We start from the raw sequence: 18,438 nt of genomic DNA, 5'->3' as shown, positions 1-18,438 counted from the left end.
TGAACATGTTAACCGGAAAACACCTGATCGCTGGCGAATGGATCAGCTCAGAACAGACCTTTACATCAGACCCCGCCCATGGCCCCAGCCATGACTTTGCCATCGGGACACCCGCACTTGTCGACGCTGCCGTGGAGGCCGCCGAGGATGCGTTTGCCTCCTTCGGCTGGTCGACCCGTGCCGACCGTGCGGCATTGCTGCGCAAAATCGCCGACGAGATTGACGCGCGCGGAGATGCGATCACTGAAATCGGAACTCAGGAAACCGGCCTGCCCGAGGCCCGTTTACAAGGAGAGCGGGGCCGCACGGTGGGTCAATTGCGCCTGTTTGCCGATCATATCGAGGCCGGAGATTATCTGGACCATCGCCACGACCCTGCCCTGCCGGATCGTGCCCCCCTGCCCCGACCGGATTTGCACATGATCCAGCGCCCTCTGGGCCCGGTCGCGGTTTTTGGCGCGTCCAACTTTCCGCTCGCCTTTTCGGTCGCAGGCGGTGACACAGCCGCAGCCTTGGCTGCTGGTTGCCCCGTGGTGGCCAAGGGCCACCCGGCGCATCCCGGCACAGGTGAGATCGTGGCGCAGGCAATCGACGCCGCAATCAAGTCCACCAACACCCACCCCGGCGTGTTTTCATTGATCCAGAGCAACGCGATCGAGGTCGGCACGGCATTGGCGAAGCACCCTTTGGTCCGCGCGGTCGGGTTCACCGGGTCATTGCGCGCGGGTCGCGCCCTGTTTGACCTGTGTGCACAGCGTGACGAACCCATTCCCTTCTTTGGTGAGCTGGGCTCGGTCAATCCGATGTTCATATTGCCGCAAGCTGCAGCCGCGCGCGGGGCTGAGATCGGCGCTGGGTGGGCCGCTTCGCTCAGCATGGGTGTCGGCCAATTCTGCACCAACCCAGGTATCGCGGTCATCATCGACGGACCCGACGCTGACGCGTTCCAGACAGCAGCCCGGACGGGCCTGTCAGCAGTAGGCAGCCAAACCATGCTGACCGATGGCATTGCTGCCGCTTACCGGGATGGTGTTTCCCGTGTGGCCGCTGGAACAGGTGTTTCCAAGATTATGGGTACCAGCTGCGATGCGCGCGATGCGGCCCCCAATCTGTTCACGGTTTCAGGTGACGATTGGCTGGCGGATCATGCATTACAGGAAGAGGTATTTGGCCCGTCGGGCATCATCGTCCGCGTGAAAGATGCCGCGCAGATGACCCAGATCGCCCGTACCACCCAAGGGCAACTGACGTGTACACTGCATCTGGACGAAGGCGACAAACCGGCGGCCCGGGCTCTCGTTCCACTCCTCGAACGCAAGGCAGGACGCCTGCTTGCCAACAGCTTCCCCACCGGGGTCGAAGTCTGTGACAGCATGGTCCATGGCGGCCCCTATCCCGCATCAACCAACTTTGGCGCGACGTCCGTCGGCACTTTGTCGATCCGGCGCTTTTTGCGGCCCGTTTGCTATCAAGATATTCCAGCTGACCTTCTGCCCAACAACCTGTGAGACACTCATGACAACATTCAAAGCATCAAACCGTCTTGCGGGTAAAACCGTGCTTATTACCGCCGCTGGCCAAGGCATTGGCCGCGCAACAGCCGAGCTGTTTGCCGCCGAAGGCGCGCACGTCATCGCCAGCGATATCAACGATACGGCCCTTGCGGAAATCGGCGATATAGATGGTATCCAACCCCTGAAACTGGACGTGACAGATGATGGCGCAGTAAAGGCTGCCGTGACTGCCCTGCCCAATCTGGACGTTTTGTTCAACTGTGCCGGTTACGTTGCGGGGGGGTCGATCCTTGAATGCGCGGAAAGAGATTGGGATTTCAGCTTTGACCTTAACGTCAAGTCTATGTTCCGCCTGATCAGGCTGATCCTTCCCGGAATGCTAGAGGCGGGCGGTGGGTCAATTATCAATATGTCCTCGGTCGCCTCTTCAATGAAGGGTGTTCCAAACCGGTTTGCCTACTGTGCATCGAAAGCGGCGGTGATCGGTTTGACGAAATCGGTAGCTGCCGATTTTGTCACGCAGGGCATTCGCTGCAATGCCATCTGTCCCGGAACGGTCGACAGCCCGAGCCTGCACGACCGGCTGCGCGCCACCGGAGATTACGATCAAGCGATGTCCGATTTCATCGCACGACAACCCATGGGGCGTATCGGAACAGCCGACGAAATCGCTGAACTTGCCCTGTATCTGGCCAGCGACGCCAGCAAATACACAACCGGACAGCCCTTTGCCATTGATGGCGGCTGGACGATCTAAGCGACAAAGGATCAATACTATGAAACTGCTACGCTTTGGCCCGAAAGGGGCTGAAAAACCCGGATTGCTGGACGCCGAGGGCGCGATCCGTGACCTTTCTGGTGTGATCGACGACATCGCAGGCGATACGCTTGGGGATAAAATCATCGGACGCCTGATAGGAACGGACCCCTTCAGCCTTCCGAAGGTCGAGGGCGAGCCGCGGATTGGCGCCTGCGTTGGTCAGGTCGGCAAGTTCATTTGCATTGGTCTGAACTATGCCGATCACGCCGCCGAGGCCGGAATGGAGCTGCCAGCCGAGCCAGTGATCTTCTTCAAAGCAACATCGGCCATCATCGGCCCCAATGACACAGTCGAAATCCCGCGCGGCTCGGTCAAGACGGATTGGGAGGTTGAACTGGGCGTCGTCATTGGTAAAGAGGCCAAATATGTCTCAGAAGCCGAAGCCTTGGATCATGTTGCCGGTTATTGCGTGATCAACGACCTGTCAGAGCGTGACTTTCAGCTCCATCGCTCGGGCCAATGGGTCAAAGGTAAATCGGCTGACACCTTCGGCCCAATTGGTCCTTTTCTGGTGACACGGGATGAGGTCCCTGATCCGCAGAACCTGCCGATGTATCTTGAGGTCAACGGCCACCGCTATCAGGACGGATCAACCAAAACGATGCATTTCAGTGTGGCAACCATCATTTCCCATCTGTCACAATTCATGTCGCTGCAACCCGGTGATGTGATTTCTACCGGGACCCCTCCGGGTGTCGGAATGGGGCAGAATCCTCAGACCTATCTGAAACCCGGCGACAGGATGGAGCTGGGTATTGAAGGACTGGGCGTCCAACAACAGGATGTCGTCGCAGGATAACCCGAATGGGGTCGCGCAAACCGACAATCCACCTCGACGCAACTCCAGATGCGTGTGCATGCTGCCGCGCAGGATTCATTGAATGATAGATGTATCGCGTAGGCAGATTTCGAAAACGACGACCATCAGCCTACGCGATAACTGCAAGTTTGGTCTACGAACGCAGACCTATTTGCAGCCGATAACTGGCGCAGTCTTGCCACGCCAATTTTTGTGAGGTCGCGATGTCAGAAACTTGCCCCGCACATTCCTAAGGAAAGGCACCATTGCCAACACGTCAGCATGGCGGTTTGGCTGATTGTCCCGGGGCACAACCTCGGGACAATCCCCTAAGACGCGTTTTCTTCTATTACCTTACGCGCCGCGCGGAAACATTCCAGCGCCTGTGGAACCCCACAATAGATGCCGATAACATGGATGATGGCACGGATTTCCTCGGTCGTGACGCCGTTGTTGATCGCCCCGCGACAGTGGAGTTCCCATTCATGCATTTTTCCCAGCGCACCGATCATCGATAGGTTCATCATTGAACGCGTCTTGGCGTCGATCACATCGTCACCCCAGCCGAAGCCCCAGCACCAGGCGGTCATCGCCTCCTGAAACGGGCGCGTAAAGTCGTCGGCGGCGGCCAGATTCTTTTCAACATACTCTGATCCCAGCGTTGCCTTGCGCTGCTCAAGACCTTTCAGGAACAGGTCTTCGTCAAATGCACTCATGCTTTTGTCCTTCTATTTCCGGCATTCATCTGACCTTCATACGCCATCCACGGCGTTACGCATCCATTTTTGCGGGTGCATGGTCGGATGTTCCAAATTTACGCCCCTTTTATCTGGATCACCTGCCTCTACCTGCCGCGCCGGATCAGACAAGGTTGACCTTGCTGCCTTGCCATGGGAACGATGCGCAAAAGCTCAAGCAGGCAGGATAGCGCGATGAAGATCGAACCCTTTGGTGTCGAAATCTGGATGGACGAATGGGAAACCAGATGCGCCTATAATCTTGCGGAAACCTGCGTCGAAAGCCTGACCATAGCCGAGCTTTTGCAGCTTGCAGGGCGAAACTCGGATGATTTGTCCGGATTGCTGGGGATGAAGATGACCTATGGCGCGATCCGGGGCTCGGATCGGCTGCGCGATGCGATCTGTGGCCTGTATGACCAGCAAAAGCGCGAGAACATCATCGTCACCCACGGCACGATCGGCGCCAACATGCTGGTCCACAAGACGCTGGTCGAACGCGGCGATAAAGTGGTGGCCGTGGTGCCGACCTATCAGCAGCACTATTCGATCCCTGCCAGCATCGGAGCCGAGGTGGCACAGGTGCATCTGAGAGCTGAAAACGCCTATCTGCCTGATCTAGACGAACTGCGCGCTGCTGTAACCCCGGACACCAAGCTGATCGCCATCAACAACCCCAACAACCCGACCGGCGCGGTAATGGATCGCGATTTCCTGCTTGAGATCGTCGAGATCGCGCGCAGTGCCGGGGCGTGGTTACTATGTGACGAAGTCTATCGCGGCACCGGGCAAGAAGGCGCTGGCATGACGGACGCGATTGCGGATCTCTATGAGAAAGGGATTTCCACAGCGGGCATGTCCAAGGCGTTCTCGTTGGCGGGACTGCGACTGGGTTGGATTGCGGCGGATCCAGAACTGATCGAAGCTGTTTCGATCCATCGCGATTACGATACGATCTCGGTTGGCATGATTGATGACCATTTCGCAGCACTTGCGCTGGAACATCACGACAAGGTCTTGACCCGCAGCCATGCCATCACGCGCGGCAACCTCGCCCTGTTGGAAGAATGGGTTGAGAAAGAACCAAAAATCAGTTGGGTCAAACCCAAAGCCGGCACAACCGCCCTGCTGCATTATGATCTCGATATGCCCTCGCGCGAATTCTGCGTGAGATTGCTGCAGGAAACCGGCGTGATGTTCACACCGGGCTCGGCGCTCGGGCTCGAAGGGTGTGTTCGGATTGGGTACGCCAATACACCGTCAATCCTTCTCGAAGGATTGACGAAGGTCTCCGATTTCCTCGCAAAGCTGGATTGAACTTAACGCCGCATCGTCTGCCCGTTGTGGAACAGATGCACTTTGTCCGGGACAGCGGTGACCGAAACGGTTTGCCCCCGCAAATTGCGCTGAACGCCCGGCAGTTTTGCAATCGCCGCTTCTCGGCCTTCTGATGCTGCGAAATAGAGCAATGTGACCTCACCCAGGGCCTCGGTGAAGTCCACCATGCCCGAATAGATCGGGCGATCCTCGGTCATCACCAGATCCTCGGGCCGGATACCGATGTTGACGGTCTTGCCTTCATCACCCGCCTCGGTCGGGACCGAGGAGACCGCCACACCACCATCATCCAAGGTCACAGTCGTCGTCTCACCGGTGGCAGTAACAGTACCCGGCAGCAAGTTCATGGCGGGTGAGCCTATGAACTGCGCAACGAATTCATTGTCGGGTGTTTCATACAAGTCCAGCGGTGTGCCGACCTGTGCGATCCCCTTGTCGGCCAGAACCACGATACGGCTGGCCAGCGTCATCGCCTCGACCTGATCATGGGTGACATAAATCATCGTGCTATCTGGCATCGCTTCCTTGAGTCGTGCGATTTCGATCCGCGTCGCCACACGCAGTGCGGCATCGAGATTCGAGAGTGGCTCGTCGAACAGATAAACCTTCGGGTCGCGCACGATGGCGCGGCCAATCGCAACCCGCTGGCGCTGACCGCCAGACAGCGCCTTGGGCAGACGGTCGAGCAATGGTTCAAGCTGCAGGATTTGCGCGGCACGGTCCACGGCGGCGTCCACCTCAGCACTGGGCATCTTGGCAATCTTGAGCGCGAAGGCCATGTTCTCGCGTACCGTCATATGTGGATAGAGCGCATAGGACTGGAACACCATCGCGATGCCCCGCTGTGCTGGCGGAACATCGTTCACAACCAGCCCTTCGATCTCAAGCGTGCCGCCCGTGATCTTTTCGAGGCCCGCAATCATCCGCAGCAAAGTGGATTTACCGCACCCCGATGGACCGACAAAAACAATCAGTTCGCCCTGCTCGATTTCAAGATCGATATGTTTCAGAACGTCGACCGGACCATAAGATTTGGCCACATCCGTGAGTTTGAGTTCCGACATAATTTACCTCTTTTCCCGAGCCAGTAGACAGAATTGAGCGGCGTTCAGCGTTACTGTGCCTTCCCCGCGAACGCCGCCCAACTCCTCCCCGATTACACGCCAGTCGCCGCCGGGCAGCTCAAGTTCTGCGGGCTGTGACCCCATGTTGAAGGCGCAACACACCTGTTCGGTCTCATCCTCGCGAGCGAAGGTCAGAACCGATCCTATCTGTGACATCCCGGTCTGCGCCCCGGACATCAGCGCCGAATGCGTATGGCGCAGCGCAATCGCCCGGCGGTAATGGTGCAGCGTCGATTGCGGATCCTGCTCTAATCTATCCACAGCCCGTTCAGCTTGTGCGGAACTGACGGGTAGCCACGGGTGGCTTGAACTGAACCCGGATTGTTCATCCTGCGCAGCCCAGACCATCGGCGTGCGGCATCCATCACGGCCCTTGAACTCAGGCCAGAATTCAATGCCATAGGGATCTTGCAGATCCTCGAATGCCACATCCGCCTCGGGTAAACCCAGTTCCTCTCCCTGATACAGGCAGGCGGAGCCGCGCAGGCACATCATCAGAACCGCGTGTTGCCGGATGGCCGCATCGTCCAGACCCCAACGCGACGCATGGCGTTGAACGTCGTGGTTCGAAAAGGCCCAGCAGGGCCACGCATCACCCGCCTTTTCCTCTAGCTGATCAAAAACCTGTTTTGCATAAGCCGCTGTAAGGGCTCGCTTTTCGAGAAACTCGAAGGCATAGCACATGTGCATCCGCTTATCGCCGCTGGTGTATTCGCCCATGATCTCAAGCCCGCGCTGCGCGTCACCGACCTCACCCAGACAGGCGCGGCCTTCGTATTCGTCAGTCAGCGCACGCAGGCGTTCGAGGAAGGCGATGTTCTCGGGCTGGCTTTTGGAAAACAGGTGATCCTGATGATTATAGGGGTTCACCATTGGCGCAATGGATGCGTTGCGCTGCTCCATGGGAAGGCCAGGATTGTCGCGCAGTTGAGCGTCGTGGAAATAGAAGTTGATCGTGTCCAGACGGAACCCGTCGACGCCCAGATCCAACCAGAACCGGGCCACATCCAACAACGCATCTTGAACATCCTTGCAATGGAAGTTCAGATCCGGCTGCGAGGTCAAGAAATTGTGCAGGTAATATTGAAGACGCCGTGCATCCCACTGCCAGGCCGAACCGCCAAAGATCGACAGCCAATTGTTAGGAGGCGTCCCATCCGGCTTAGGATCGGCCCAGACGTACCAGTCAGATTTCGGGTTCTCACGGTTGGCGCGGCTCTCATCAAACCAAGGGTGCTGATCCGAGGTGTGAGACAACACGAGGTCGATCATGACTTTCAAGCCGTGCGAATGCGCCTGATCCAACAACTCCCTGAAATCCGCCATCGTGCCAAACATCGGATCAACATCGCGATAGTCGCTGACATCATACCCAAAGTCTTTCATCGGAGATTTAAAGAACGGCGAAATCCAGATTGCATCAACGCCCAGAGAGGCAATATAACCCAGCCGCTGAGTGATACCCTTAAGGTCTCCGATCCCATCGCCGTTGCTGTCCTGAAAGCTGCGCGGATAGATCTGATAGATCACACCGCCCCGCCACCAGTCCGATGTCGCTTTGGTTGATTTGGAAAGTGTTGGGTTGTTCTGCACGTTCATCACACGCCCTTATTTTACGGAACCGGCCAACAGGCCGCGAACCAGATATTTTTGCATTGCAAAGAAGACCACCAGCGGCACAGCGATTGAGACGAACGCCGCCGTGGCAAGGATTTCCCAGTTGCCACCCCGTGTGCCCAACAGCTCGACAATGCGGTTGGTCATTACCGTGGTCTGACCCGTGGCATCGATCAGGAACACCTTGGCAACCAGCAGATCGTTCCATGTCCAAAGGAACTGGAAGATCGCGAACGAGGCCAACGCGGGGAAGCTGAGCGGCAGGATCAGTTTGGTGAATATCTGAAACTCGGTCGCTCCATCGACCCGCGCGTTTTCAATCAGATCGCGGGGCAGCCCGGCCATGTAATTGCGCAGCAGATAGATCGCCAGTGGCATCCCAAAGCCGGTATGCGCAAGCCAGACGCCCAGATATCCTTTGGGGATACCAATGCTCAGATGAAGTTTCAGCAGCGGGATCAGCGCCAGTTGCAAAGGGACAACCAGCAAACCGACCACCGCTGCAATCAGCAGGGCGCGACCCGGAAAATCCATCCATGCCAGCGCGTAGGCCGCAAAAGCGGCGACAAGGATCGGGATGATCGTCGCCGGGATCGTCACGGTGAGTGTATTGAAGAAGGCCTTGCCCATGCTGTCGGTGCTGTCTTCGGCCAGCAGCACCTTGTGATAATTGCCCAACGTAAACTCGGGTGGAAGCTCGGCGGTGACAAATACACGCGCACCTCGACTGCCCGAGAATTCTTCGGTGTTCTCCATGCGGTAGTTACCATCGGCGTCGACGGTGATCTCGCCACCACGGCGCAATTCAGCGGTTTCACCCGGTTTAAATGCATCAATCGCGCGAGAGCTGACGCCCCATTGCGAAATCTTGGCCGTCACACCGGCGTCAAACAGATTACCCTCGATCACATAAAGCCCGTTCTCAAGCACCTGCGTCTCGGGCGCGGCGCTGCGCAGGGTCAGGTTCTGCTCGGACGGAAACAGTGATCTCCACCAGCCGCTGGTCGCAATCTGATCCGCCGTCCTGAATGACGAGATCAGCAAACCCAGTGTCGGGAAAACCCACAGCACCACCAAAAGAAGGACCGAGGCATGGACCACCCATCTGAGGGCCGGTTTGGTTCCTGCAATATCGTTCATGCCGCCCTCCGCTACTGCATTTCTTTGCGCGCATTGCGCACGTTCCAGATCAGGATCGGTGTCACCAGCAGCATGATCACCATGGCCGAAGCCGACCCGACACCCCAGTCATTGGCGCGGAACAGCTTGTCGAACATGTAATTGGCCAAAACCTGCGTTTCCCATTGCCCGTTGGTCATGGCAAAAACGATGTCGAATACCTTGAGAACGGTGATGGTGATCGTCGTCCAGACCACCAGAATGGTTGTTTTGATTTGCGGCACCTTGATCCGGAAGAATATCTGGAACGGGTTTGCGCCGTCCAGAACGGCGGCTTCAATGGTTTCCTCGGGGATGCCGCGCAAGGCGGCAGATAGGATGACCATGGCAAAACCGGTTTGTATCCAGACCAGAACGATCATCAGGAAAAAACTGTTCCAGAACGGAATTGTCAGCCATGTCTGCGGATCGTTGCCGCCAAAGAAGATGTAAAGCGCGTTCAGGATGCCGATCTGATCTTGTTCCGCAGGTCGCGTGTCATAGACCAGCTTCCAGATCACCGAGGCCCCCACGAACGAGATCGCCATCGGCATGAAGATCAGCGCCTTGGCCACGTTGCCCCATCGAATACGGTCAGTGAGCTGCGCTACCAGAAGTCCAAATGCGGTCGACATCGCTGGAACCACGATCAGCCAAAGCATATTGTTGCGCATGGCTTCCCAGAATTTGGGCTCTGCCGCCATCTGGCGGTAATTGTCGAGGCCAACCCATTTGTAACCGCCTCCGGGGATGCGATCCGTTAGCGAAAGGCGCAGCGTCTCGAAGACTGGATAGGCCAGGTACAGCCCCAGGGCGAGCAGCGCGGGCAACAGGAATAGCCAGGGCCGGATCATGTTGGCGCGGTTGATATTCCGGCCCGCATTCGGACCACGTGCAGGGAACAGAACCTTATCCAGAACCTGGTTTGACAGATAGAAATAGCCCACACAGCCCGACACGCCGATGGCGATGGTCAGCAGGCCTTGAAATGCCGGATGCATGACGCTCTCCGTTGCGAAAGGGGGGATTTGGGCGGCCTGATGTGCAGACCGCCCGATCTAAAACACGCTTAGTTCAACGCATCCCAGGAGGACTGGATTTCGTCGGCGACCTCTTGGGCAGGCTTGCCACCAGTATAGTCGACCATGCCGGTCCAGAATGTACCCGCACCAACACCGCCCGGCATCAGGTCGGAACCATCAAACCGGAATGTGGTTGCGCCCAGAAGAATGTCGTTCATCTTCTTCAGCGTCGGATCCGAGAACAACGAGGTGTCGACGCCTTTATGGGGGGTCAGGAAACCGGTCAATTGCATCCAGATCTCATGCGCCTCGGGCGTCTGCAGATACTCGATCAGCGCATGTGCGCCGGGGCTGTCATTGGTGACCGCCCAGAGCGTGCCTGCACCCAGAACCGGGCTGCCGAGGTCCTTGCCCGCATACGCCGGGAAGTAGAAGAAATCAGCATCTTCACCCACCACTGTTCCTTCGGGGAAGAATGCAGGGATAAATGACGCCTGACGGTGCAAGTAACACTGCGGGGGTGAACTGAACATGCCCTTTGGGCTATCGCGGAAGTCCGTGGTTGCCACTGCACCTGCGCCGCCTGCAACATAATCGTCATTGCGAGCGAAAGCTCCGAATTCCTCGATGGCTTCGATCACCTTGGGGTCGTTGAACTTCATTTCGTTGGCGACCCATGCGTCGTAGTCTTCGGGCGACTGGGTACGCAGCATCATGTCCTCGACCCAGTCCGTCGCGGGCCAACCGGTTGCGCCGCCAGACCCCAGACCGATGCACCAGGGTGTATCTCCGTCGGCGACGATCTGATCGGTCAGCGCCTTGAGCTCTTCCATCGTGGTCGGCACTTCATAGCCCGCATCTTCGAAATTCTCAGGCACATACCAGACCAGCGATTTCACATCGACCTTGTAGAAGAAGCCATAAAGGTGATCATCGCCATCAGCACCGGGATAAGTGCCCAGATCAACCCAGGACTGACCGGCGGCATAGTTGTCACGAATCCAATCCCCAGTGCCATCGTTCAGCGGTGTCAAGAATCCCGACTTTGCCATATCCGCCGCCAGACCGGGCTGAGGGAAGACAGCCACGTTTGGTGCAGACCCGGCTTCGGCATCAATTCTGATCTGCTGTTCGAAGCTGTCGGAACCGACATAGGCATATTCATGACCCGTCGCTGCGGCAAAGCCATCCAGAACCTTTTCGACATTTTCCTGGTCCGGCCCAAGCCAGGGCCCGAACACGGTCACTTTGTCGGCCTGCGCCGCGCCCGCCATCAGGGCGAACGTGGCCGCGCCTGCGTAAAGCGAGTGTTTCATGAACTTCTCCTCCCAACTGAGTTCAGCGCCAAGAGAATCGTTTTTCAAAGCGCTTTGAATGTCTGATGTTATCCGCTAACATTTGAGCGCTGTCAATATTTCGTTACCGTTACCTCTATTAATATAATTATTTTGACTCCCCTTCAAAACAGGTTGACGGAGATGAAATTTCACAACACAACAATAAGAGGAAGAATTTTGAAGGCGCTTTGGAAGCCATGAACCTTAAGAAACTCTCGGAGATCCTCGGTCTTTCACAGACGACTGTCAGCCGTGCGCTGAATGGCTATCCCGAAGTGAATGAGGATACGCGCATCCGGGTTCAGGCTGCCGCCGACAAGCACGGATACCGTCCAAATAGCCGCGCCAAAGGGCTGGCCACCGGACGCTCGATGGTGATCGGACACGTGATTCCCACATCTTCCCAACATGAAATGGTCAATCCGATTTTCGGGGATTTCGTGGCGGGGGCCGCGCGAACCTATGCTCAGAATAACTATGACATGATGTTCACACACACACCTGATACCTCAGTTGAAGACTCTTATCGCAGACTGTTCAACCGAGGCGTTGTGGATGGCATCGTGCTTCAGGGACCCAAGGTGATCGAGCCGCGGATCTCAGCACTGTCGCAAATGGGCGTGCCATTCATCGTACATGGCCGTTCGACCTGTGCAGATGTGCCTTACGACTGGATCGACGTGAACAACCAGCGCTCATTCGAAAGGGCGACACAGTTTCTGATCGATCTCGGCCACCGGCGCATTGCACTGATCAACGGGCTCGAAGAGATGGATTTTGCCCGACGCCGTCGAAATGGTTACATGGCGGCGATGACGAATGCCGGGATCGAGGTCGACCCGGACCTGTTGCGGAGCGCCGAGATGACCGAAATTTACGGTCATCAAACCGCCTGCGATATGCTGAAACTGGACGATCCTCCGACGGCTATCCTTGCCTCATCAATCATTTCAGCGGTTGGTGTCAGGCGCGCACTGGAAGAGCGTGGATTGAAGATGGGGCGCGATATCTCTGTCATCGCCCATGATGATGAACTGTCCTACATGCGCAACGGCATGGATGTGCCGATATTTACTGCTACACGATCCTCGGTCAGGCACGCCGGAGAACTTGCCGCCGAAATGCTGATCGATCGAATAAACGCCCCGGATGACCCGCCCAAAACACGCCTGCTGGAAGCTGAGCTGGTCGTGGGCAGTTCGACGGGTCCGGTGCCTCAAAGGTCCTGACATGAAGCATAAAAGATCAGACTTTCCACAAGGGTTCCAGTTTGGTGTGGCAACGTCGTCCTACCAGATCGAAGGGCATGCGCAGGGCGGTGCTGGCGCAACTCATTGGGATAGTTTTTCGGCCACGCCCGGTAACGTCGCAAATGCCGAAAACGGAGATATTGCCTGTGACCACTACAACCGGTTCGAGGCCGATCTGGATCTGATCAAGGACGCAGGCTTCGACGCTTATCGATTTTCGACAAGCTGGGCGCGCGTACAACCCGAGGGCCGTGGGCCTGCCAATCCACAGGGGCTCGACTTTTATGACCGCCTGACCGACGCGCTGCTGGACCGCGGCATCAAGCCCTGCGCCACGTTGTATCACTGGGAACTGCCCTCACCGCTTGCCGATCTGGGCGGATGGCGGAACCGGGATATCGCGAATTGGTTCGCAGACTTCACCGAGATCATCATGGGTCGTATCGGCGATCGGATGTTTAGCGTGGCACCGATCAACGAACCGTGGTGTGTAAGCTGGCTCAGCCATTTCGAGGGGCATCACGCCCCCGGTCTGCGCGATATCCGCGCAACCGCGCGCGCGATGCATCATGTCCTGCTGGCCCATGGTCGGGCAATCGAGGTTATGAGCGGATTGGGCATGTCCAATCTGGGTGCGGTTTTTAATCTGGAATGGTCAGAGCCCGCAGAGAACAGTCCCGAGGCGCAGTCTGCAGCTGCACTTTATGATGGAATTTATAACCGGTTCTTTCTGGGTGGTGTTTTTAACAAAGCTTACCCCCCGAATGTCTTGGAAGGGTTGGCCCCTCACTTACCGCAGGGCTGGCAGGACGATTTCGACACGATTGGTACACCAGTCGACTGGTGCGGGCTGAATTATTATACCCGCAAGCTAATTACGCGTGCTGACACCGCGTGGCCTGCTTTGAAAGAGGTGCCCGGCCCCCTGTCCAAAACGCAGATGGGGTGGGAAATTGATCCCGCTGCGCTTTCCCGGTTCCTGATACGCACCGCACGCGACCACACGGGCGACCTGCCCATCTATGTCACTGAAAACGGTATGGCGAGCCCCGAGCGCAGGCAAGATGAAGACCGGATTGACTATATTGATCGTCATCTGGCCGAGGTGCGCCGGGCGTTGGATCATGGCGTTCAGGTCAAAGGTTACTTTGTGTGGTCGCTGCTCGACAATTACGAGTGGGCGTTGGGTTACGAAAAACGCTTTGGTTTGGTCGATGTGGATTTCGACACCTTGGAGCGAAAGCCCAAGGCGTCATATTTCGCGCTGAAAAATGCGCTGTCTCGAAGCTAGGGCGCGTTAGTCGCCCAAGGTCAATACAGGCGCATCGCGGTATACCGTATAACTGCGCTCACCGGCTGCTGAGATCAAGTTGACCTCTAGTTTCTGGGCACCAGAAAACACATCAAAATACGTGAAACGGATCGATGTCACCAACTGGATTTCCTGGCATCGCATCATGTAATCCGCCTGGAATTCAGTATGCACCTCGGTTCGATTACCGGTCTGGTCGTCAACTTGCCCGAAGGCGTCACCGACAAGACCCACATTTGCAGTCGCCGTTTCACACTCGGCATCAGGCGACACCTCGAACAATTCCAATGGCTTGGACAGGTCCGACATCGCGGCGGCAACCTCGGTACGCTCTTCCTTATTTTCGGCAGCGTGCTCAAAGCCGACGATATCAGCCCCGGGAACCGCGAGAATCCCGGTGAACTCATTGCTTTCGAATGAAATAGCCACCCGTCCTACGCCATGAGTATGAGTTTCAATCTCTGTCAGTTTCTGCGCCATAGGAGTGGCAGGCAGAAGCGCCAAAAGGACAGCCACGCTTTTCATTACAATCACCATTAACCAAAACAATCATATATTATTCTAGTGCAATTGCACCCGGGTGCAATTGCTACACGAGGGCTCCGAACCCGCTAGATATGGGGAGGTCGGGGCATGGCTGAATATCCGACAATAAAAGTCAGGTTGACTTTGTTGACTAAATCACTCAGTTATTTTCGCATCTGCCCCGCTTCGCTGCGGGGTCCGATTCCCGTTCAGCAGGAAAGAGCTCCAAATGACCAGATTATTCGCAGCGGCTAGTGCGCTGACCTTGTGTATCGCAAGTGCCGTTGTTGCAGACGCCCCGTCCAAGGCAGACGTTCTGAACACGTACTCCAATATCGCGGAAGCCAAATATGACGACAGCCTGATTGCTGCAAAAACACTGCAGGCTGCGGTCAACGCGCTGATCGCCGACCCGTCGGATGCAACCCTGAACGCTGCCCGCGCCGCGTGGGTTGCTGCGCGCGTGCCCTATCAGCAAACCGAGGTTTATCGCTTTGGCAACGCCATCGTCGACGACTGGGAAGGCAAGGTCAACGCGTGGCCTCTGGATGAGGGCCTGATCGATTATGTGGACGCCTCGTACGGTGGCCCCAGCGACGAGAACGAATTCGCTGTGCTGAACGTCATCGCAAACCCCAGCTTTGAGCTGTCGGGTAAGACCATCGACGCCGGTGAAATTACTCCGGCCCTGCTGTCAGACACTCTGCACGAAGCTGACGGGATCGAGGCAAACGTCGCGACCGGCTATCACGCCATCGAATTCCTGCTATGGGGTCAGGACCTAAATGGCCACAATGCAGGCGCGGGCAACCGTCCCTATACCGACTATGTTCAAGGTGATGACTGCACTGGCGGTAATTGCGATCGTCGCGCCCAGTATCTGAGCGCCGCAACTGATCTGCTGGTCAGCGACCTGGAGTGGATGACCACCCAATGGGCCGAGGGTGGTGAAGCGCGTGCTGCTCTCAACGCGGATGAGACTGCCGGTGTCAGCGCAATCCTGACCGGTATGGGTTCGCTGTCCTACGGTGAACAGGCCGGAGAACGTATGCGCCTTGGCCTGATGCTGAATGACCCCGAGGAAGAGCATGATTGCTTTGCCGACAACACCCACAACAGCCACTACTATGATGGCCTGGGCATCCAGAACGTCTATCTGGGCAGCTATACCCGCATCGACGGGACCCCGATTTCAGGCGTGTCGCTATCGGAACTGGTTGCTGTAACTGATCCAGCGCTGGACGCCGAAATGAAAGCCAAGCTGGCAAACACCATGCTTGCATTGGGTCGCATCAAATCAACCGCCGAAGCGGGCTTTGCCTATGACCAGATGCTGGAGCGCGGCAATGAGGGCGGCGAAGCACTGATCATGGGGGGCGTCAACGGCCTGGTTGATCAGACCAAGACCATTGAACGCATTGTGACGGTGCTGGACCTCGAACAGCTCGAATTCGAAGGCTCGGACAGCCTGGATAACCCTGACGCGGTGTTCCACTAGATTTATCGGTTGGGCCCACTCACCCGAACACTCCGGAAGCGCGATTCAGTTGCGCTTTCGGCCTGTCCAGTCACGAAGAATTGCCTCTTGTCGCTGGACGTTAGTCGAATAACCTACTATTTAAATCAGAAATACCTGAGCAGGCTAAAGCCATGATCATATGCCACTGCACTCACATCTCTGACCATGACATCCGGGCCGCTATCGACTGGATGCGAACAGCCGACCCGCAGACCGTAATTACCCCCGGCAAGATTTATCATGCCCTTGGGAAATCAGCGGGTTGTGGCGGATGCATGCCGCTTTTCCTAGACACAATGCGATCCAGCGATAATCTGGAGGTCCCCATGCAGCTTCGAACATTACGGTCCGAAGCATCACAGGAGAGAGCACATGAAGGGCGATCCCAAAGTCATCGAATACCTAAACAATTCTCTGCGGCATGAACTGACGGCGGTCAGCCAGTACTGGCTGCATTACCGTCTGCAGGAGGATTGGGGGCTTGGCCACATGGCCAAGAAAAGCCGCGAGGAATCCATCGAAGAGATGGGGCATGCGGACAAGCTAATAGAACGCATTATCTTTCTCGAAGGTCACCCCAACCTGCAAAAACTTGATCCCCTGCGGATCGGCCAGACACCCAAGGAAACCCTTGAATGCGATCTGGCCGCTGAAATTGATGCAAGAGCACTTTACAAGGAAGCGCGCGAATACTGCCGGGAAGCCGGTGATTATGTGTCGATGGCTCTGTTCGAGCAGTTGATGTCCGATGAAGAGGGACATATCGACTTTCTCGAAACGCAGCTCGACCTCTATGAAAGGATCGGCGAAGCCAATTATGCGCAACTCAACGCATCAAAAATGGATGAGGGCGAGTAAACTTGCCCTTGCATCGGTGGCCGCACTGTCGGCCACCCCTTCCCTGGCGACTGAGCTGCGGGACTTACACCTAAATACCCTTCCCAGAACCACTGATGAACGCGCAAGGATCGAAGCTGTTACTGCCGCGCCCAATGATTTCAGTGCACCGCAAAAGTTCGAAGAATTGCCCGCAGGGGCCGCGACCGTTCGGGTTCGCACCGACGCAGACGCGTTTTCCCAGCCGTCTGCCAATATCAGTTTTGAACAGGAATTGGATTTCAAAGTCGGCAACGGGTTGTTCAAAAAGATCTGGGTTTCGTCGCCATCTTCCACTCTGGCCTCCGACGGGTTGGGGCCGCTTTACAACGCCCGTTCGTGCCAGCGCTGCCACATCAAGGACGGGCGCGGTCATACACCCACCGGGCCGGGTGACAATGCGGTTTCGATGTTTCTGAGGGTTTCCATTCCAGGTAACCCCGAAGATGCTCCTGCAGGGATTGAGGATTACATCGCCACCCTGCCCGACCCGAATTACGGCGCGCAGATGCAGGATTTCGCATTGGCGGGCCACCCCGCGGAATACCGGCTTGATATCACCTACGAAGAGATTCCGGTTGAACTGTCCGATGGCGAAATGGCCTCGCTCCGCCGTCCTGCGTACAAAGCTGCCAATCTTGGCTACGGACCGCTGCATCCCGACGCGATGCTCAGCCCCCGTGTCGCCCCACAAATGATTGGGTTGGGGTTGCTTGAATCCATTCCGGTTGAAGATCTGTTGGCAAATGCCGATCCCGAAGATGAAGATGGCAATGGTATCTCAGGACGTCCCAACATCGTGTGGTCGGCTGAATTCGGTGAGCCCATGATGGGCCGCTTTGGTCACAAGGCCGGAATGCCCACGGTGATGGAACAGTCATCCGCTGCATTTGCAGGCGATATCGGCATCTCAAGCCCGCTTTATCCTGCCCCATACGGTGATTGCACCGAGGCGCAGGTCAACTGCATCGACGCTCCGCACGGAGATAACGATGTGCGCGGTTTCGAGATTGACGAAGTTGGCATGGACCTTGTGGCCTTTTACAGCCGCAATCTGGGTGTTCCTGCCCGCCGAGATACCGGTGATCCAATGGTGCTGCGTGGCAAAGAAGTGTTCCACACCTCCGGCTGTGCATCCTGCCACACCCCTGCTTATGTCACCCACAGGATGCCGGATCGACCCGAACACAGTTTCCAATTGATCTGGCCCTATACCGACCTGCTGTTGCACGACATGGGTAATGGTCTGGCCGACAACCGCCCCGAAGCGCGTGCTACGGGCCGTGAATGGCGTACACCGCCCCTGTGGGGTATTGGCCTGACGGAACGGGTCTCTGGCCACAACCAGTTTCTGCACGATGGGCGCGCCCGATCCCTGCTTGAGGCCATCTTGTGGCACGGAGGTGAAGCACAGGCTGCCCGAGACAAAGTAGTCTCAATGCCCAAATCGGATCGCGACGCCCTGATCCAATTTCTAGAGAGCCTTTGAC

General features: G+C 56.8%; 17 protein-coding genes. 10 read left to right on the top strand and 7 right to left on the bottom strand.

What is annotated here, in order from left to right; genetic code table 11:
* The first annotated feature begins 5 nt into the window (after nucleotides 1–5).
* From Q1B46_RS03600 to Q1B46_RS03590, 3 genes are read left to right on the top strand one after another with little or no spacing between them, the layout of a single operon-like run.
* The gene (locus Q1B46_RS03600; protein ID WP_299944805.1) at nucleotides 6–1,508 is read left to right on the top strand and encodes an aldehyde dehydrogenase (NADP(+)); all 1,503 of its coding nucleotides are present in this window, start codon (nucleotides 6–8) and stop codon (nucleotides 1,506–1,508) included.
* A 7-nt stretch (nucleotides 1,509–1,515) separates the two neighbouring features.
* Nucleotides 1,516–2,271, top strand: coding sequence for an SDR family oxidoreductase (locus Q1B46_RS03595; RefSeq protein WP_299944803.1), 756 nt, complete (start codon nucleotides 1,516–1,518; stop codon nucleotides 2,269–2,271).
* A 19-nt stretch (nucleotides 2,272–2,290) separates the two neighbouring features.
* A complete protein-coding gene (locus Q1B46_RS03590) occupies nucleotides 2,291–3,133 on the top strand; it encodes a fumarylacetoacetate hydrolase family protein (RefSeq protein ID WP_299944801.1) in 843 nt (280 codons plus the stop codon).
* 329 nt (nucleotides 3,134–3,462) lie between these two features.
* Here Q1B46_RS03590 and Q1B46_RS03585 read toward each other — a convergent pair whose 3' ends face one another.
* Nucleotides 3,463–3,849, bottom strand: coding sequence for a carboxymuconolactone decarboxylase family protein (locus tag Q1B46_RS03585; RefSeq protein ID WP_299944799.1), 387 nt, complete (start codon nucleotides 3,847–3,849; stop codon nucleotides 3,463–3,465).
* A gap of 216 nt (nucleotides 3,850–4,065) precedes the next feature.
* Between Q1B46_RS03585 and Q1B46_RS03580 the strand changes: the two genes are divergently transcribed.
* The gene (locus Q1B46_RS03580) at nucleotides 4,066–5,187 is read left to right on the top strand and encodes an aminotransferase (protein ID WP_299944797.1); all 1,122 of its coding nucleotides are present in this window, start codon (nucleotides 4,066–4,068) and stop codon (nucleotides 5,185–5,187) included.
* A gap of 2 nt (nucleotides 5,188–5,189) precedes the next feature.
* On the opposite strand, the gene ugpC is transcribed toward Q1B46_RS03580, so the two are convergent.
* The 5 genes from ugpC to Q1B46_RS03555 form a co-directional block, all read right to left on the bottom strand.
* Nucleotides 5,190–6,272 (bottom strand): sn-glycerol-3-phosphate ABC transporter ATP-binding protein UgpC, encoded by a 1,083-nt coding sequence (gene ugpC / locus Q1B46_RS03575; protein ID WP_299944795.1) that lies wholly within the window; start codon nucleotides 6,270–6,272, stop codon nucleotides 5,190–5,192.
* A gap of 3 nt (nucleotides 6,273–6,275) precedes the next feature.
* Nucleotides 6,276–7,931 carry an alpha-glucosidase gene (locus Q1B46_RS03570; RefSeq protein WP_299944793.1) on the bottom strand — a complete coding sequence of 552 codons (1,656 nt, stop codon included), beginning with the start codon at nucleotides 7,929–7,931 and terminating at the stop codon, nucleotides 6,276–6,278.
* 9 nt (nucleotides 7,932–7,940) lie between these two features.
* Nucleotides 7,941–9,089 (bottom strand): carbohydrate ABC transporter permease, encoded by a 1,149-nt coding sequence (locus tag Q1B46_RS03565; protein ID WP_299944791.1) that lies wholly within the window; start codon nucleotides 9,087–9,089, stop codon nucleotides 7,941–7,943.
* Between the two features lie 11 nt (nucleotides 9,090–9,100).
* Nucleotides 9,101–10,108: a sugar ABC transporter permease gene (locus tag Q1B46_RS03560; RefSeq protein WP_299944789.1), complete on the bottom strand. Its 1,008-nt coding sequence runs from the start codon at nucleotides 10,106–10,108 to the stop codon at nucleotides 9,101–9,103.
* 68 nt (nucleotides 10,109–10,176) lie between these two features.
* Nucleotides 10,177–11,445 (bottom strand): ABC transporter substrate-binding protein, encoded by a 1,269-nt coding sequence (locus Q1B46_RS03555; RefSeq protein WP_299944787.1) that lies wholly within the window; start codon nucleotides 11,443–11,445, stop codon nucleotides 10,177–10,179.
* Between the two features lie 218 nt (nucleotides 11,446–11,663).
* Here Q1B46_RS03555 and Q1B46_RS03550 point away from each other — a divergent pair, with 218 nt between their 5' ends.
* Together Q1B46_RS03550 and Q1B46_RS03545 are read left to right on the top strand one after the other, a co-directional pair.
* The gene (locus tag Q1B46_RS03550) at nucleotides 11,664–12,695 is read left to right on the top strand and encodes a substrate-binding domain-containing protein (protein ID WP_299944784.1); all 1,032 of its coding nucleotides are present in this window, start codon (nucleotides 11,664–11,666) and stop codon (nucleotides 12,693–12,695) included.
* A gap of 1 nt (nucleotide 12,696) precedes the next feature.
* Nucleotides 12,697–14,007 carry a GH1 family beta-glucosidase gene (locus Q1B46_RS03545; protein WP_299944782.1) on the top strand — a complete coding sequence of 437 codons (1,311 nt, stop codon included), beginning with the start codon at nucleotides 12,697–12,699 and terminating at the stop codon, nucleotides 14,005–14,007.
* 6 nt (nucleotides 14,008–14,013) lie between these two features.
* Here the strand turns inward: Q1B46_RS03545 and Q1B46_RS03540 are convergent, their stop codons facing one another.
* On the bottom strand, nucleotides 14,014–14,553 hold the full coding sequence (locus Q1B46_RS03540; protein ID WP_299944780.1) for a DUF2796 domain-containing protein: 540 nt from the start codon (nucleotides 14,551–14,553) through the stop codon (nucleotides 14,014–14,016).
* A 229-nt stretch (nucleotides 14,554–14,782) separates the two neighbouring features.
* Here Q1B46_RS03540 and Q1B46_RS03535 point away from each other — a divergent pair, with 229 nt between their 5' ends.
* From Q1B46_RS03535 to Q1B46_RS03520, 4 genes are all read left to right on the top strand, one after another.
* Nucleotides 14,783–16,051: an imelysin family protein gene (locus Q1B46_RS03535; protein WP_299944778.1), complete on the top strand. Its 1,269-nt coding sequence runs from the start codon at nucleotides 14,783–14,785 to the stop codon at nucleotides 16,049–16,051.
* 152 nt (nucleotides 16,052–16,203) lie between these two features.
* Nucleotides 16,204–16,497 (top strand): bacterioferritin-associated ferredoxin, encoded by a 294-nt coding sequence (locus Q1B46_RS03530; RefSeq protein WP_299944775.1) that lies wholly within the window; start codon nucleotides 16,204–16,206, stop codon nucleotides 16,495–16,497.
* Nucleotides 16,445–16,930, top strand: a complete 486-nt coding sequence (gene bfr, locus Q1B46_RS03525) for a bacterioferritin (RefSeq protein WP_299666311.1) — start codon at nucleotides 16,445–16,447, stop codon at nucleotides 16,928–16,930. Before Q1B46_RS03530 ends, bfr begins: the two co-directional genes overlap by 53 nt.
* The gene (locus Q1B46_RS03520; RefSeq protein WP_299944772.1) at nucleotides 16,917–18,437 is read left to right on the top strand and encodes a di-heme oxidoredictase family protein; all 1,521 of its coding nucleotides are present in this window, start codon (nucleotides 16,917–16,919) and stop codon (nucleotides 18,435–18,437) included. Before bfr ends, Q1B46_RS03520 begins: the two co-directional genes overlap by 14 nt.
* Nucleotide 18,438: the final 1 nt, after the last annotated feature.

Origin of the sequence: uncultured Ruegeria sp., from assembly GCF_947500045.1 — a bacterium.
Classification (GTDB): domain Bacteria; phylum Pseudomonadota; class Alphaproteobacteria; order Rhodobacterales; family Rhodobacteraceae; genus Ruegeria.
This window is presented reverse-complemented; position numbering and strand designations above follow the sequence as displayed.